Source organism: Streptomyces neyagawaensis (assembly GCF_023516595.1).
Lineage (GTDB): Bacteria > Actinomycetota > Actinomycetes > Streptomycetales > Streptomycetaceae > Streptomyces > Streptomyces neyagawaensis.
Genome location: NZ_JAMGBG010000078.1, coordinates 1 through 16,560 on the forward strand (window position 1 = coordinate 1; position 16,560 = coordinate 16,560).

Below are 16,560 nucleotides of genomic sequence, written 5' to 3' on the forward strand. Positions count from 1 at the left end.
CCCGGATGCTCGCGGGACGCCTTGTGTGACCGGTCACATTCATGTCACGATTGTGACCGGTCACACTGCGGGCGGTCAAGAGAACGTCAAGCGGGATTCCCGCGAGCGACGCCCCCCGCGAGGAACTGGACCGCCCGTCGGCGACGGCCCGGGGGCGGCGTGCGCGAGCGCGGCGGCTCGGGAGGAGCAGCGACTTGACCGGTACGGCGGATCGGACGGCGGACGGCTTCACCACCCCATCCCCGACGTTCAGTTGGGGGCATCCGGCGCTGCGCGCGGAGTTCGCCGCGGCGGCGGACGGCACTCCGCGTCTGGTCCGGCTGGGCCCCGCCGGGGCCGCCGTCGATCCGGAGGTCGCCCTGCCCCTCGTCGAGTTGACGGCGGTCGGGCACGGGAGCGGTTGGTCCGGGCCCCGGTTCACCGGTACGGCTCTCGGGTCGCGGCTCGCGTACCGCGGGCACCGTGACGCCGGCTCCTCCGACTGGGCGCGGCTGACCGTCGAACTCCACGACCCGGTGACGGCGTTGACCGCCTTCGTCGAGCTGACCTCCCCGATCGGGCTGCCGGTGCTCCGCTCCCGGGTGCGGCTGCGCAACGACGGCACGGACCCCCTCGTCGTCCAGTCCGTCAGCAGCCTCCTCCTCGGGGGGCTCCCCTCCCCCGACGTCCTCGACGTGCACCGGGCCCGCAACGACTGGCTCGCCGAGTGCCGTTGGTACGCCGAACCGCTGCGCGACACCGTCGCCGACATCGGCGTCGACGCCCACCAGCACGACAGCCGGGCCGCGCTCACCCTCACCGGGCGCGGCAGCTGGCCCACCGACGGCCATCTGCCGATGGGGGCGCTCACGGAGCGGGGCGGTGGTCGGGCCTGGGTGTGGCAGGTGGAGTCACCGGCCGGCTGGCGCTGGGACCTGGGCGAACGCGCGCACGGCACGTACCTCGCGGTGAACGGTCCCACGGACGCCGAGCACCAGTGGCGGGTACGGCTGGCGCCGGGCGAGGAGTTCACGACGGTGTGGGCGGCGGTCGCGACGGGGTCGGCGCAGGCGGGGGTGCCCCGCCCGGGAAAGGGGTCCGCGCTCGACGAGGCGTTCGGGGTCTTGACCGCGTACCGGCGGGCCGTGCGGCGGCCGCATCCGGACCATGGCGCGCTGCCCGTCGTCTTCAACGACTACATGAACACGCTGATGGGCGACCCGACCACCGAGAAGCTGCTGCCGCTGATCGACGCGGCGGCGCGCGCGGGCGCGGAGTACTTCTGCATCGACTCCGGCTGGTACGACGACACCGTGGACGGCGGCTGGTGGGACGGCGTCGGCGCGTGGCAGCCGTCGACGCGCCGCTTCCCCGACGGCGGCATCGAGGCCGTGCTGGACCGGATCCGGGAGCGCGGCATGGTGCCGGGGCTGTGGCTGGAGCCGGAGGTCGTCGGCGTGCACAGCCCGGTCGCCTCGGCGCTCCCCCCGGACGCCTTCTTCCAGCGGGACGGCGTACGGATCACCGAGCAGGGCCGCCATCAGCTCGACCTGCGGCACCCCGCCGCCCGCGCGCATCTCGACAGGACGGTGGACCGGATCGTCGGCGACTGGGGCGTGGGCTATCTGAAGCTGGACTACAACATCGTCGTCGACCCGGGCACCCGCGCCCCCGGCGACCTCTCCCCCGGCGCCGGGCTCCTCGGCCACGCCCACGCCTACCTGGAGTGGCTGTCCGACGTCCTGGACCGCCACCCCGGTCTCGTCGTCGAGAACTGCGCCTCCGGGGGCATGCGCATGGACGGTGCCACCCTGGCCGTCGCCCAGCTCCAGTCCCTCAGCGACCAGCAGGACCCGTTGCGCTTCCCCGCGATCGCCGCCGCCGCGCCGACGGCGGTCCCACCGGAACAGGGCGCCGTCTGGGCGTATCCGCAGCCCGGGTTCGACGACGACCTGATCGGGTTCACCCTCGGCGGCGCGCTCCTCGGCCGCATCCACCTCTCCGGCCATCTGAACCGGATGTCGGAGCGGCAACTCGGCCTCGTCCGGGACGCCGTGGACACGTACACGTCGATCCGCGGGGACCTGGCGCGGGCCGTGCCCTTCTGGCCGCTCGGTCTGCCGGGGTGGACGGACCCGTGGCTGGCGCTGGGCCTGCGGGTGCCGGACGGGCCGTCCTACGTGTCGGTGTGGCGGCGCGGCGGGGAGGCGGACGTGTCGCTGCCCGTCGGGCACCTGGCGGGCCGTGAGGTGCGTCCGGAGATCCTGCACCCGTCCGCGGGGAGCGGCGGCTCGGCGGTCTGGGACCGGGACGGGCACGCGCTGCGGGTGTCGCTGCCCCGCACACCGACCGCCGTGCTGATCCGCCTCCACGCCGGGACCGACTGAACGGCCGCCGCCCGCCGGTCCCGTACGAGGGCGCACGGACCGGAGCCTTGGCTGTGCGAGGGCGGACGGTCCCGAGCCGGGGCCGTGCGGGGGTGCGGCACCGGCTCGGGCGGATGGCTCAGCTGCTGCTGACGGTCAGGTTGTTCGTCTGGAAGTTCAGGCCGCCGGACGACGAGGTGACCTCGAAGCCGAACTGCACGTCACCGATGGTCTCGTTGCCCATCCAGCCCTTGGTGTCCTTGAGCCACTTGAGGACGGGCAGGATCTGGACCGAGCCGGACGTGGAGTCCGCGGTCCGCAGGAAGGAGAAGACGTCCCAGTACGTGCCGTTGCTCCGGTAGACCCGGCCCTTGTGGACGTTCCAGTTGTGGCCGCCGAGCGTGACGTTGCCCTGGTAGTCGCCGAGCGCGCCGACCGCGCCGTTGTAGTTGACCCAGAGCATGATCTCGTAGTCGTGGTCGGTGTCCCAGACGTCGTACGAGGTGTTGTACGCGCCCGAGGACGGGACCGTGACGTTGTAGTCGCTGTTGAGCGAACCGAGCGAGGTGATCGACTTGTTGATCACCTTCTTCGAGTTGGGGTACGACTTGATGCCGCCGGTGTTGGGGTGGTTGGCCCAGACACCCCAGTTGGTGCCGGAGTTGGCCCAGATGCACTGGCTGCCGGCGCCGCCGCCCCAGATGTTGTTGTAGAGCGTGTAGCCGCCCAGGCTGGTGTTGCCCCACTGGTCACAGCTGTTCCAGACGGCGGCGGAGGCGGGGGCGGCGGCGAGACCGACGGTGGCGCCGAGCGCGAGCGCGGGGGCGAGCAGGGCCTTGCCGATCCTGCTCAGGGTGCGGGTGCGTAGTGCCATGGCTTTCCTTCCATGGGTGGGGGGAACTGCGGGGAGGATCACCACGCCCCTGTGGGGAGGACGTGGTCTTCTCCGGCGACCGGTCGAAGCGGTCGCGCCGGAGAAAGCTCGGAGTCGGTCATGGCGTGAGCACGGCCGCCCCGTACCGTCCGAGGGACAGCGGGCCGGTGACGGTGGTGCCCGTCAGGAGGTCGCGGTGGGTGCCCGGCACATCGACGGTGACCTCGTCGCGGCCGTGGTTGAGCAGGAAGAGGACGTCTCCCCTGCGCACCGCCTCGACCCCGTCGGGCAGCCCGTCGAGCACCGGCCGCACCCCGGCGCCGTCGGCGATCCCGGTGAGCAGCGCGCGCAGCCCGGCGGGTTCGGGCAGCGTGGAGACGTACCAGGCGCGCCCCTTGCGCAGCACCGCCGGAAGGCCGTCGAGTTCACCGCCCCGGTAGGGGATCACCTCGTCCGCGTCGGCCGCCTCCAGTTCCTCGGACCACAGCGTGCCCCGGAAGCCGTCGCAGCGGACGTCCTCCCCGGCGTCCAGCGGCCACCACTCGTGCAGGGTGCGGATGCCGAGGAGTTCGCGGAGCCGGGCGTCCATGCCGCCGGGTCGGACCCGGTCGTCCTCGTCGGCGACTCCGGTCAGGAAGCCGCAGACGAGGGTGCCGCCGCCGCGGACGTGGGCGAGGAGGTTCTCGATCGCCGTGTCCGTGAGGAGGTAGAGCTGGGGGACGACGACGAGCCGGTACGCCGACAGGTCGTGCTCGGGGTGGGCGAAGGCGGTGGTGAGGTGGGCCTCCCAGAGGGCGCGGTGCCAGTCCCGGACGACCCGGGGGAGGTCCACCTCGGACGACAGCCGGCCGTCCTGCGCGCCGGCCCACCAGGAGTTCCAGTCGAACAGCACGGCGACCTCGGCGGTGAGGGGCCGGCCGGACACCTCGGCGCCGATCGCGGCGAGGTCGGCGCCGAGCCGTTTGACCTCCTGGAAGGTGCGGCCCCGCTCGCCCGCGTGGCTGACCATCCCGGAGTGGAACTTCTCCGCGCCCTGCCGGGACTGCCGCCACTGGAAGTAGCAGACGGCGTCGGCGCCGCGGGCGACGGCCTGGAGGGACCAGAGGCGGTTCAGGCCCCGGGGCTTGGGGTGGTTCACCCCACGCCAGTTCACGGGTCCGGCGGCCTGTTCCATGAGCATCCAGGGGCCGCCGCCCGCCTGCGAGCGGGTCATGTCCTGGACGAGTGCGCCGTGCTGGGCGCCCAGCGGGTCACGCGGGTCCGGGTACAGGTCGACCGAGACGACGTCCTCCTCCTCGGCCCAGCGCCAGGCGTCCTGGCCCACCCACAGCGGCATGAAATTGGTGGTGACCGGGATGTGGGGAGTGTGCCGGCGGACGATGTCGCGCTCCATGACGTAGCACTCCAGGAGCATGTCGCTCGTGAAGCGCTTGAAGTCCAGCACATGGGTGGGGTTCCTCATGTAGTGGGCGCGGCGCGGCGGGAGGATCTCGTGCCAGCCGTCGTAGCCCTGGCTCCAGAAGGCCGTGCCCCAGGCCTCGTTGAGCGCGTCGAGCGTGCCGTACTTCCGGCGCAGCCAGTCGCGGAAGGTGGTCGCGGCCTCGTCGCCCCAGTCGTAGGTGCAGTACTCGTTGTTGATGTGCCACAGGGTGAGGGCGGGGTGGGAGCCGTAGCGGGCGGCGAGGTCCTCGGTGATGGCGGCGGCGTAGCGGCGGTAGACGGTGCTGGAGTGCGAGAAGTGCTGGCGGGAGCCCCACCACTCGACCTGCCCGTTCTCGTCGCGCGGGAGGGTCTCGGGGTGGAGGCGGCCCATCCACGGCGGCGGGGAGGAGGTGGGGGTGGCGAGGACGACCCCGACGCCGTGCTCGTGCAGCAGGTCCATCAGGGTGTCCAGCCAGCCGAACTCCCGTGCGCCGGGCCGGGGTTCGAGCTTCGCCCAGGAGAAGACCCCGAGGGTGACGGAGTTGACGCCCGCCTCCTTCATGAGGCGGACGTCCTCGTACCAGACCTCCTCGGGCCACTGCTCGGGGTTGTAGTCGCCGCCGAAGAGGAGCCGGCCGCGGGTGGCGTCGGCGAGGGTGGGCCCGGTTGGCCGCCGCCCGGTCATCGGAGCGGGTCCCCGTACTGGATGCCGCGGCCGTTCGTCGCCACGTAGACGCGGCCGTACAGCCTCGGGTCGCCGGCGATGGCCTCGCCGGTCCAGCCCCACTGATGGGCGTCGTCGTTGACGCGGGTCCACGTCCGCGCGCCGTCGTCGGAGCGGAGGACCGCGGTGACGCTGTCGACGGCCCCGATCTGGTAGATCGCCGGGTAGGCGGCGCCGGGCGCGGCCTTGCCGAAGCCGAGGACGTGCGAGGCGCGGCAGCCGGCGACCTTCGTGACGGAGGCACCGCCGTCGGTGGACCGGTACAGGCCGTTCGTCTTGGTGCTCAGCCACAGGTCGCCGGTGCGTCCCGGGGCCGCGGCCAGCTTGTACTGGCTGTCCCCCGAGGGCAGGCCGGTCGCGCCCGCCGTGAAGGAACGGCCGCCGTCGGTGCTGGCGTACAGCGTTCCGGTGTCGGTGTCGTACGCGTAGAAGCGGGTCGCGTCCGCCGGGTCGGCGACCGGGGTGGCGCCCTTGGGGAAGGTGGGGACCTCGGACCAGGTCACCCCCTTGTCGGTGGAGCGGTGGGCCGCGTACTTCGTGCCGTCCCAGTGGACGAAGGACCACAGCAGCACACTGCCGTCGGTGTTGACGGCGATCGGTCCGGGTGCGTCCTTGGCGATGGCGGGCTGGGTCTCGAAGGGCGCCCAGGTCCGCCCGCCGTCGTTCGAGAAGGCGCCGTTGCCGTGGTCCCCCCAGCCGGCGCGGACCACGTACGACGGCTTCGCGGCGGCCTGTGCGAGCCCCGTCGCCGACCCGAACACCGGGTTCGTCGCCATGCCGCGCCTCGGGGACGCCGTGAGCCGCTCGTGGTACATCGTGCCGATGTCCCCGAGTCCGCTGATCAGGTGCGCTTCTCCGACCGGGGGCGAGATCAGCTGGCGGACCGCTGTCTCCTCGAGGCCGCGGATCTGCGGGGCCCAGTGCGTGAGGTCACGGGTGCCGTAGAGGGTCGCGCCGGTGCCGTACACGACATGCTTCGAGTCGTACGGGTCGAGCGCCAGCGCCTGGATCCACCAGCCGAACTTCGGCTTGTCGCCGCCCCACTTGAGATAGGGGGTCTCGGACACGTCGAAGACCGCGGAGTCCTTGAGGGAGGTCCAGGTGCGGCCGCCGTTGGTGGAACGGAACACCGTGTCGATGTCCGCCCAGCGGTTGTTGGTGGAGACGACGACGGTGCCGGGGCGGCGGGCGTCGACGGCGACGCCGCCGTAGCCGAAGGTGTCGGCGGAGCCGTCGGCCGCCGTACCGCCCGGCTTCACCGGGGTGACGTCGGTCCACCTGCCGCTGGTGGTGCGCAGTTTGTGCACACTGCCGTCGGACTGGCCGTTGGGGCCGGGCCCGTTGGCGTACGTCACGTACAGCTCGCGCGTGTGCCGGTCGTACGCGGCGCGGATCGGGACCTTGGCGGAGGCGCCGGCCGGTTGCCCGGGGACCGCCTCCCAGGTGGTGCCGTCGGTCGTGCGGTACAGGTTGGCGGTGGCGGAGGTGCCGTCGCCGTCGCCCCAGCCGGCGTAGAGGGCGCGGCCGGCGGCGACGAGCAGGGTGACGCCCTGCCCGGTGGCGGTGGGCGTGGCCGGGAAGCCGGTGGCCCTCGCCCAGGTGGCGCCCCGGTCCGTCGACCTGAGGAGGCCGTCGTGTCGGGTGCCGAGCCACAGGGTGTCGCTGTCCCCGGGGTCGACGAGCAGGCGCTCGCCCGTGCCCCGGCCGTCCTCGTTGCCGCCGAGCTTCACGGTCAGGTCGGTACGGGTCCAGGTGGCGCCGCGGTCGTCGGAGCGGAGGATCGCGCCGTAGCCGGCCCAGGGCTGGGTGTAGGTGCCGAGGGCGAGGTAGACGCGGTTCGGGTGGGCCGGGTCGACGGCGATCGCCTCCACACCGAGAAGGTTCCAGTCGTCCCAGCCGAGGTGGTCGGTCAGCGGGGTCCAGCGGGCCTTGCGGTCGTCCCAGCGGTAGGGGCCGCCGATGTCCGTGCGGGCGTAGGCGAGACCGCGGACGGAGGGGTGGAAGAGGACGCCGGTGAGGAAACCGGTGCCGCCGATCACGGCCGTGCGCCAGCGGTAGCCTCCGGCGGTCGGGCCGTTTCGGGCCTCGGTGGCGTGGGCCGGGGTGGTGAGTGCGGGGAGGGCGGTGAGGGCTGCTGCGGCTGTGGTCGCGGTGAGTAGGGTGCGGCGGCTCGGATGGGGCGTGCGCATGACATACCTCGGGGGCGTCGGGAAGGGGCAGGGGGAGGGGGGCGTCGGGGGGCTCAAGGGGGCGTCGGAGGGCGTGCTTCGGCGCCTGAGAGCTCGGGGTGCCTGGGGAGGGACGGCGACCGCGGGTCGTTCGGGGCCGGTCGCGCAGTTCCCCGCGCCCCTGGAAGGGCTGGGCCCTTCGGCGGGGCGAAGCCCCGCTGACACAGGCACCCGGATGGTCCTCGGGCGGATGGCACCCGGCCGCTGGACCCGCCGTGCTCGGCCGGGTGACAGGCACGGCCGAACACGGCGGGGGTCGGGCGGGCAGTGCGGGTCAGCCCTTGATCGCCCCGGTGAGCATGCCCTTCTTGAAGTGCTTCTGAACGAAGGGCGACAGAACGGCGACCGGGAGCAGGGCCATCACCATGACGGCCATCTGGACGGCGAGCGGGGAGAGTTGGCCCGTGTTGATCTGGGCCGCGAGGCCGACGGGGCGTTCCTGCTTCTGGACGAGCTGGATCATGACGTTCTGCAGCGGCATCATGTCCTGGTCGGTGAGGTAGATGGACGCGTTGAACCAGGCGCTCCAGTAGCCCACCGCGTAGAAGAGGGCGATGACCGCGAGGACCGCCCTCGACAGCGGCATCACGATCTTCCAGAGGATGCGCCAGTCGCCGGCGCCGTCGATACGGGCGCTGTCGATGAGTTCCGGGGAGATGCCCATGAAGAACGACCGCAGGACCAGGATGTTGAAGACGCTCACCGCGCTGGGGAGGATCAGCGCGAGATAGGTGTCCGTGAGGCCGAGTGCCTGGACCAGGAGGTACGTCGGGATCAGGCCCGCGCCGAAGAACATCGTCGCGAGCAGGGTCATCAGGATCCAGCGGTGGCCGAGCGAGCCCGTGCGGGAGAGTCCGTAGGCGCACAGGACCGAGACGGTCATGCTGAACAGGGTGCCGACGAGGGTGACGCCGACGCTGACCAGCGCGGCCCGCTGCACCTGGCCGCCGCCGAGGAGTTCCTGGTAGGCGACGAAGGTGATGCTCCTGGGGACGACGACCAGGCCGCCCGCCTCGTCGATGGTCTTCTTCGTCTGGAGGCTGGTGACAACGACGATCCACAGGGGGAAGAGGATCGCGAAGCAGGCGAAGCCCAGGGCGACGCCCTTGCCGGCGAGCCCCGCCTTGGCGGGTTCCTCCTCCCAGACCGGGCGGGGTGGGGCGGCCCAGCGGCCCGGCTTCCTCGCGGCCGGTCGGCGGTCGGCCGGATCAGCGGTCTCGGCCGCCTTGTCAGCCTTGGCCGTCTTCGCCGCCATGTCCGCCCTGGCCTTGGCCGTCTTGTCGGCGAGTGCGCTCATTTCTTGTACACCCCCTGCTCGCCCATGAGATGGGCGACCTTGTTGGCGACCAGGACGAGGGCCACGCCGACCATGCCCTTGATGAGTCCCGCCGCGGCGGCGTAGCTGAAGTCCTGGTTGCGGATGCCGTTCCACCAGACGTAGGTGTCGAGGACCTCGGAGGCGTCGACGCCCACGGCCGAGCGTTGCAGGAGGAGTTGCTCGAAGCCGACGGTGAGGGCGTCACCGACCCTGAGCACCAGGAGCAGGGCGATCACCGGGCGCAGGGCGGGCAGGGTGATGTGCCACATGCGCCGCCAGCGGCCGGCACCGTCCATGGCCGCGGCCTCGTAGAGGTCGTGGGAGACGGAGGAGAGGGCGGCGAGGAAGACGATGATGCCCCAACCGGCGTCCTTCCAGATCATCTCGACGGTGACCAGGTACTTGAAGGTCTCCGGGTTGGTCATCAGGTCGAAGCCGTCGACGCCGTGTTGGCGCAGGGTCTGCGCGATGATGCCGGCGCCGCCGAAGATCTGCATGAACACGGTGACGACGAGGACCCAGGAGAAGAAGTGCGGCAGGTACATCACCGCCTGGGCGACCGCCCGGACCCGGGGCCTGACCACACTGTTGATGAGCAGCGCGAGCAGGATCGGGACCGGGAAGAACAGCACCAGCTGGAGGAAGAACAGCACGAACGTGTTCCGCACCGCGTGCCAGAAGGCCGAGTCCGCGAAGATCCGCTCGAACTGCTCCAGTCCGACCCAGGGGCTCTCCAGCATGGCGACGAAGCCGTTGTCGCTGAGGTAGGGGTCGTAGTCCTGGAAGGCCACCACATTGCCGAGGATCGGTATGTAGTTGAAGACCAGGAGGAGCAGGACCGCGGGCAGCGTCATCAGGATCAGCGTGCGGTCGCGCCGGAATCTCAGCCGGAGGTTCAGTCTTCTGACGTGCTTCTCCCCCGGGGGCCGTGACCTGGCGGCGTCACCGGACGCCGGGGGTCGGTCGGGGGTCTTGGCCTCGGCCCCGGGCCGGGGCACCGTGCTGTGGGACACGGCCTTCTCCTCGCCTCGGGCCCCGGCTCAGCTCGCCGAGCCGGTCTCGTCGAGCAGCTTCTTGTACCAGTCGCGCAGCTTGTCGCCGCCCTTGCTCTTCCAGTCGGCCACCGCCTGCTGGACGTCGCTGATCTTCTTGCGGCCGCGGACGGTGTCGTCCTCCAGCTGCTCGAAGTTGTCGGCGAGGTTGGCCCAGCGGTTGGGCTCGGTGATGGTCAGCCCGAAGAAGGGGGTCTTCCTGGTGAAGGCACCCATGCGCTGCTGCCACTCGACGATGCCCTTGGTGATCTCCGGCAGGTCGGGGTAGGCGACGTACGGTGCGGGGTTTCCGGTGTAGTCGTAGGCGCCGTTGACCTCGTTGACGCCCTGCGTGGTCTTGACCGGCAGGCCCTTCTTCGTCTCGTAGTCCGTGTCCTCGACACCGTAGGCGGTGAGCATGAACTCCTTGGTGCCGTAGGGGGCCGCGCAGTAGTTGCAGAGGGCGAGGAAGTCCTTGATCTGCTGCTTGGTCGCCTTCTTGCTGATGAAGGTGAAGATGCTGGCAGGCTGGCCTGCCCACAGCGTGGGGTCGCCGCCGTCGGCGCCGAAGTAGTCGAACGCGGCCATGTCGAAGTCGGGGTTCTGGGTGCGCTGTTCGGCCGTCTTGCCCCACCAGTCGGAGATGTTCTGGTTGTAGACCAGTACCTCCCCGGCGGTGAAGCGGTTGCCCGCGGTGCCGCCCGCCTTGATGTTGAGGGCGTCGGGGTGGACCACGCCGGCCGCGTAGAGCTTGCGCGTCCACTCCAGGGCCTCCAGGTACTCCTCGGTCTCGACGCGGTTGACCAGCTTCCCGTCGACGAGGTTCCACCACAGCTCCTTGTCGCCGCCCGGGAAGACGCCGTAGATGTGGAACGCCGACCACTTCATGTCGTCGCAGGCCCACAGCTTCGACTTGGCATCGGTGGCCTCCTTCGCCCAGGACAGGAACGCGTCGGGGCTCCTCGGGACCTCGTAGCCCTTCTTCCCGAAGAGGTCCCTGCGGTAGAGGGGCGCGATGTTCGTGACGTACGAGCCGGGCATCGGGATCCCGCGGAGTTGGCCACCGAAGATGGCGCGCTGCCAGGCCTCGCTCGGGACGGCGGCGAGGTTCGGGTACTCCTTGACCTTGTCGCCGGAGAGATAGGGGCCGAGGTCGGCGAACTTGGCGTTGATGGCGCTGGGTATCTTGCCCATCAGATTCCAGGCGGGCACGACCACCACGTCGGGGATGTCGCTGGAGGCGAGGACCGCGCCGAGCTTCTGGTCGTAGGTGATGCCGTCCTGGTTCTGCCAGGTGACGTCGACGCCCACGGCTTCGTTCATCGCCTTGTAGTACGGGTTGTCGCCCTTGGGCGGGGTCCCCCAGAACGGCGACATGATCTTCAGGCTGCCGCCGCTGCCCAGCTTCTTCGGGACCGAGGTCTTCAGGTCGGCCGTGGGGATCGCCTTGGTGAAGCCGGCCGCCGAGCCGTTCTTCGACGGGATGTCGGGTGCCACGACGTTCGACGCGACGAACGTCGGGAGGATCTTCTTGGCGTCCTTGCCCGACGTCGTGCCCTCCTTGCGGCCTTCCTGCGAGCCGCCGCAGGCGGACAGCAGGGGGACGCCTCCCGCGACGACGGCGGTGGCGACCGCCGTGGAGGCGAGGAAGCTTCTCCGGCTCGGGGCGGAGGGGGTGGCTGAGTTCGGCGTCATTGCGTCAACCCTTCATGGCGCACACCAGGACACCCGGCGGTGGCCGTCGGCTGCGGTGTCTTGAGTGGAACTGGCTGTGCTGAAGCGATGGAACCCATGACCGGCGGAGGGGAGGGGGAGGCTGGCGAAGCGAACCCTCCACCGTCGAAGCGCTTCGATGTTGCTGCGAGGTTAAGTGAACGACCGGGGGTGCACAAGGGTCGATTCCCAGATTTCCCGGAGGTACGGACCACTGGCGCGGCCCTCGAACGCGGCCTGCATGACAGTGAAGAAACGGATCCGTTGCACCTCGGTCTCTTGACACCCACCCCACGGTCGAATGAGCATCGAAGCGCTTCGAAAGGCTCGCGCCGCTCCATCGCAAAGGGATCCCACGTGACCGCTCAGACGCCGCCCGTGCCGCCGTTCCGTGATCCGCGGCTGCCGATCGCGAAGCGCATCGACGACCTGCTCCAGCGGCTCACCCCGGACGAGAGGATCGCGTTCCTGCACCAGTTCGCGCCCGCCGTCGACCGGCTCGGGGTGGCCGCGTTCCGCACCGGCCAGGAGGCCCTCCACGGGGTCGCCTGGATGGGCCCCGCGACCGTGTTCCCGCAGGCCGTCGGTCTCGGCGCCACGTGGAACGACGACCTCGTCCGCCGGGTGGGCGAGGCGGTCTCCACCGAGGTCCGCGCCATGCGGGCGCGCGACGACCGCGTCGGCCTCAACGTCTGGTCGCCGACGGTGAACCTCCTGCGCCACCCCCTGTGGGGCCGAAACGAGGAGGGCTACTCCGAGGACTCGACGCTGACGTCGGCGATCGCGACCGCGTACACCCGGGGGCTGCGCGGCGACCACCCCACGTACTGGCGCACCGCCCCCGTCCTCAAGCACTGGCTGGCCCACAACAACGAGACCGACCGCTCCGAGACGTCCTCCTCGGTCCGCCCGCGCGTCCTGCACGAATACGACCTGCGGGCCTTCCGCTCGACCGTCGAGGCGGGCGCCGTCGCCGGCGTGATGCCCGCCTACAACCTGGTCAACGGCCGCCCCAACCATGTCTCGCCCTATCTGGCCGAGCAGCTGCGCACCTGGACCGACGAACCCCTGATGGTCTGCTCCGACGCGGGCGCCCCGTCCAACCTGGTCGACTCCGAGCACTACTTCGACACCCACGAGGAGGCGGCCGCCGCCTCGCTGCGCGCCGGCGTCGACAGCTTCACCGACCACGGCACCGACAGCTCGACGATGATCGGGCGCATCCGGGGAGCCCTCGACCGGGGCCTGCTGACCGCGGACGACATCGACGAGGCGGTCCGCCGCCAGCTCTCCGTCCGCTTCCGGCTCGGCGAGTTCGACCCCGGAGCCGACCCGTACGCCGACATCAAGGACTTCGACACCCCGGCCCACCGGGCCCTCGCCCGGGAGGCCGCCGAGCAGGCGATCGTCCTGCTGAAGAACGAGGGCGGTCTGCTGCCGCTCGCCGAGGACACCCGGATCGCCGTCGTCGGCCTCCTCGCCGACGAGTGCAAGCTCGACTGGTACAGCGGCACCCTCATCCACCGCTCGACCCCGCTGGAGGGCCTCTACGACCGGTTCGGCGCCGGGCGCGTGACGTTCGCGGAGGGCGTGGACCGGGTGAGGCTGCGCACGGCGGGCGGCGCGTACCTGGCCGTCCCCGAGTCCGGCGACAGCGCCGACGCGGTGCGCGGCGCGGAGGGCGCCCTCGATCCGGCGCTCCTCGCGGGCCGGACGGATCTGCCCCCGCTCACCACCGACGCGACCGGCACGGAACTCGCCCTGGTCGACTGGGGCGAGGGCGTCCTCACCTTCCGCGCCCCGGACGGCCGTTACCTCTCGGTCGCCGAGGACGGCCGGGTCCGCGCCGCCGCCGACCAGCCGGGCGGCTGGGTGGTCCAGGAGACGTTCCGCCTGGAGCCGCACGAGAACGGTCACCTCCTGAAGCACACGGGGACGGGCCGGTACGTCACTGTCGCCGCCGACGGCGTGAAGGTTGCCGACGGGAATCCGGAGGTCTTCGAGCTCGTCGTGACGCAGCCCGGCGAGGAGGCGGTGGCGGAGGCCGCCGCCGGGGCCGACGTGGTCGTCGTGGTCGCGGGCAACGACCCGCACATCAACGGCCGCGAGACCGAGGACCGCACCACCCTCGCCCTGCCCGCCCACCAGGAGCGCCTGCTGCGCGCGGCCCGCGCCGCCAACCCGAACACGGTCCTGGTCCTGGTCTCGGCCTACCCGTACGCCGTCGACCCGGCCGAACTGCCGGCCGTCCTGTGGACCGCGCACGGCGGCCAGGCCGCGGGCACCGCCCTGGCCCGTGTCCTCGCCGGTGACGTCTCCCCCGCCGGCCGCCTCCCGCAGACCTGGTACGCCTCCGACACGGACCTGCCGGACCTCCTCGACTACGACGTGATCGGCGGCCGCCAGACGTACCTCTACTTCGAGGGCGAACCACTGTTCCCGTTCGGCCACGGCCTGTCGTACGGGACGTTCGCATACGAGAACCTCGACGCCCGCGTGGAGCAGCGAGACGACGGCGGCGGAGGCCGGCTGACGGTGTCCTTCACGGTCGCCAACACCGGCGAGGTGACCGCCGACGAGGTCGCCCAGCTCTACGTCCGCGCCGTGGACCCCTCGGTCCCGCGCCCGCGCCGCGAGCTGGCCGGCCACCGCCGCGTCACCCTCGCACCCGGCGCGGCGACCGAGCTGACCTTCCGACTGCCGCTGTCCGTGCTGGAGTTCTGGGACGTGGCGCACGGCACCCTGCGGCTGGAGCCGGGCTCCTACGAGGTGCTCGCCGGCGCGTCCAGCGAGGACATCCGGCTCCGTACGACCGTCGAGGTCGAGGGCGAGCCGCTCGCCCCACGCCCGGTCCGCGAACGCGGCCTGAACGCGGCGGACTTCGACGAGCAGCGCGGCACCGAGATCGTCGACCGCACGAAGGTGTCCGGCGACGCGGTGACCCCGCTGGGCGGCGCCTCGGGCGAACTGGTCTTCAACGGCTGCGACTTCGGGCCGGGCGTCACCGGGATGTCGGTCGAGGTCGCGGGCGGGGGAAGCGTCGAGCTCTCCCTCGTCGGCGGCCCGGTGCTGGCGACCCTGACGCTCGACACCCCCGCCGGGGACCCGTACGCGTACACCACCCTGCACGCCGCCGTCTCCGCCGCCGGTGTGCACGACGTCCACCTCGCACTGCGCGGGCCCCTGCGGCTCGCGCGCGTCGGCTTCTCCGGTTGAGGGTCCGGAAGCAGGCCGACGCAGAAGGGGCCCGGCACCGGAAGGCATCGGTGCCGGGCCCCTTCATCCCGGGATCTGACCCCAGCCTACCTGAAAACGATTGTCAGAAGCTAGGGGTCGATGTCCGTGGAGGCTCAGAGCTGGAGGCCGGTCAGCACCAGCACCCGCTCGTAGGTGTAGTCGTCCATCGCGTAGCGCACGCCCTCGCGGCCGACGCCGGACTGCTTGGCGCCGCCGTACGGCATCTGGTCGGCGCGGTAGGACGGGACGTCGCCGATGACCACGCCGCCGACCTCCAGGGCGCGGTGCGCGCGGAAGGCGGTCTGCAGGTCGTGGGTGAAGACGCCCGCCTGGAGGCCGTACTTGGAGTCGTTGACGGCGGCGAAGGCCGCGGCCTCCCCGTCCACCTTCTGGAGGGTGAGGACGGGGCCGAAGACCTCCTCGCAGGAGAGCGTGACGTCGGCGGGCACGTCGGCGAGGACGGTCGGCGCGTACGAGGCGCCGTCGCGCTTGCCGCCGGTGAGGAGGGTGGCGCCGGCGTCGACGGCCTCCTGGACCCATGTCTCGACCCGCTTGGCGGCGTCCTCGCTGACCAGCGGGCCGACGTCGGTGGCGGCGTCGGACGGGTCGCCGGTGACCTGGGCCTCCACCGCGGCCACGACGCGCGGCAGCAGCCGGTCGTAGACGGACGCGTCCGCGATCACCCGCTGCACCGAGATGCAGGACTGGCCGCCCTGGTAGTTGGAGAACGTGGCGATCCGGTTCGCCGCCCAGTCGAGGTCCTCGTCGGAGGCGTAGTCGGCGAGCACGACCGCCGCGCCGTTGCCGCCCAGCTCCAGCGTGCAGTGCTTGCGCGGCACCGAGTCCATGATCGCGTAGCCGACCTTCTCGGAACCCGTGAAGGAGATGACGGGCAGCCGCTCGTCCTGCACGAGGGCCGGCATGCGGTCGTTGGCGACGGGGAGGACGCTCCACGACCCGGCGGGCAGCTCGGTCTCGGCCAGCAGCTCACCGATGACGAGACCGGAGAGCGGGGTGGCCGGGGCGGGCTTCAGGATGATCGGCACACCGGCCGCGATCGCCGGGGCGATCTTGTGGGCGCACAGGTTCAGCGGGAAGTTGAACGGCGCGATGCCGAGGACGACGCCCTTCGGGAAGCGGCGCGTGACCGCGAGCCGTCCCTGACCGCCCAGGTCGGTGTCGAGGCGCTGCGCCTCACCGCCGTTGAACCGGCGGGCCTCCTCCGCCGCGAACCGGAACACGGACACGGCACGGCCGACCTCGCCGCGGGCCCACTTGATCGGCTTGCCGTTCTCGGCGGAGATCAGCTGCGCGATCTCCTCGGTCCGCTCCGCCAGGCGTCGGCTGACGTGGTCCAGCGCGGCGGCCCGTACGTGCGCCGGGGTCGCCGCGAACTCGTCCCGTACGGCGTACGCGGCGGCGACCGCCTCCTCGACCTGCGCGTCCGTGGGCACGCTCACCCTGCCGACGAGCCGGTCGTCCCACGGTGACGTGACGTCGAACGTGGTCTCACCGGTGGCCTCGCGGCCGGCGAGCCAGAAGGCATGCGTGGCGTTCATAGTGAATTCCCGGCCCTTCGGTGCGTCTCTGTACAGCCTCTTCTCGGCTCCACGGTAGGGCCGGGAGGCCGGGGGGTCGTTTGTCCGGGGCGTATGAGTGGGGCGGGGG

At 71.6% G+C, this 16,560-nt stretch carries 9 protein-coding genes; 2 read left to right on the forward strand and 7 right to left on the reverse strand.

Annotation, left to right across the window (positions count from 1 at the left end):
- Positions 1-194 precede the first annotated feature (194 nt).
- Positions 195-2,366: an alpha-galactosidase gene (locus M8J73_RS28920; protein WP_055540409.1), complete on the forward strand. Its 2,172-nt coding sequence runs from the start codon at positions 195-197 to the stop codon at positions 2,364-2,366.
- Between the two features lie 118 nt (positions 2,367-2,484).
- Here M8J73_RS28920 and M8J73_RS28925 read toward each other — a convergent pair whose 3' ends face one another.
- The 6 genes from M8J73_RS28925 to M8J73_RS28950 form a co-directional block, all read right to left on the reverse strand.
- The gene (locus M8J73_RS28925) at positions 2,485-3,219 is read right to left on the reverse strand and encodes a glycoside hydrolase family 12 protein (protein WP_055540408.1); all 735 of its coding nucleotides are present in this window, start codon (positions 3,217-3,219) and stop codon (positions 2,485-2,487) included.
- Positions 3,220-3,337: 118 nt separating this feature from the next.
- Positions 3,338-5,326: a beta-galactosidase gene (locus M8J73_RS28930; protein ID WP_249829269.1), complete on the reverse strand. Its 1,989-nt coding sequence runs from the start codon at positions 5,324-5,326 to the stop codon at positions 3,338-3,340.
- A complete protein-coding gene (locus tag M8J73_RS28935; RefSeq protein ID WP_249829270.1) occupies positions 5,323-7,554 on the reverse strand; it encodes a sialidase family protein in 2,232 nt (743 codons plus the stop codon). The genes M8J73_RS28930 and M8J73_RS28935 overlap by 4 nt, the downstream gene beginning before the upstream one ends.
- A 313-nt stretch (positions 7,555-7,867) precedes the next feature.
- Positions 7,868-8,848 (reverse strand): carbohydrate ABC transporter permease, encoded by a 981-nt coding sequence (locus tag M8J73_RS28940; RefSeq protein WP_055542318.1) that lies wholly within the window; start codon positions 8,846-8,848, stop codon positions 7,868-7,870.
- Positions 8,849-8,886: 38 nt separating this feature from the next.
- On the reverse strand, positions 8,887-9,924 hold the full coding sequence (locus tag M8J73_RS28945; protein WP_055542317.1) for an ABC transporter permease: 1,038 nt from the start codon (positions 9,922-9,924) through the stop codon (positions 8,887-8,889).
- A 27-nt stretch (positions 9,925-9,951) separates the two neighbouring features.
- Entirely contained in the window at positions 9,952-11,637 is a 1,686-nt protein-coding gene (locus M8J73_RS28950) for an extracellular solute-binding protein (RefSeq protein ID WP_055542316.1), read from the reverse strand.
- Between the two features lie 375 nt (positions 11,638-12,012).
- Between M8J73_RS28950 and M8J73_RS28955 the strand changes: the two genes are divergently transcribed.
- On the forward strand, positions 12,013-14,871 hold the full coding sequence (locus M8J73_RS28955) for a glycoside hydrolase family 3 protein (protein ID WP_055542315.1): 2,859 nt from the start codon (positions 12,013-12,015) through the stop codon (positions 14,869-14,871).
- A 134-nt stretch (positions 14,872-15,005) separates the two neighbouring features.
- On the opposite strand, the gene M8J73_RS28960 is transcribed toward M8J73_RS28955, so the two are convergent.
- Positions 15,006-16,451, reverse strand: a complete 1,446-nt coding sequence (locus M8J73_RS28960) for an aldehyde dehydrogenase family protein (protein WP_249829271.1) — start codon at positions 16,449-16,451, stop codon at positions 15,006-15,008.
- Positions 16,452-16,560 lie beyond the last annotated feature (109 nt).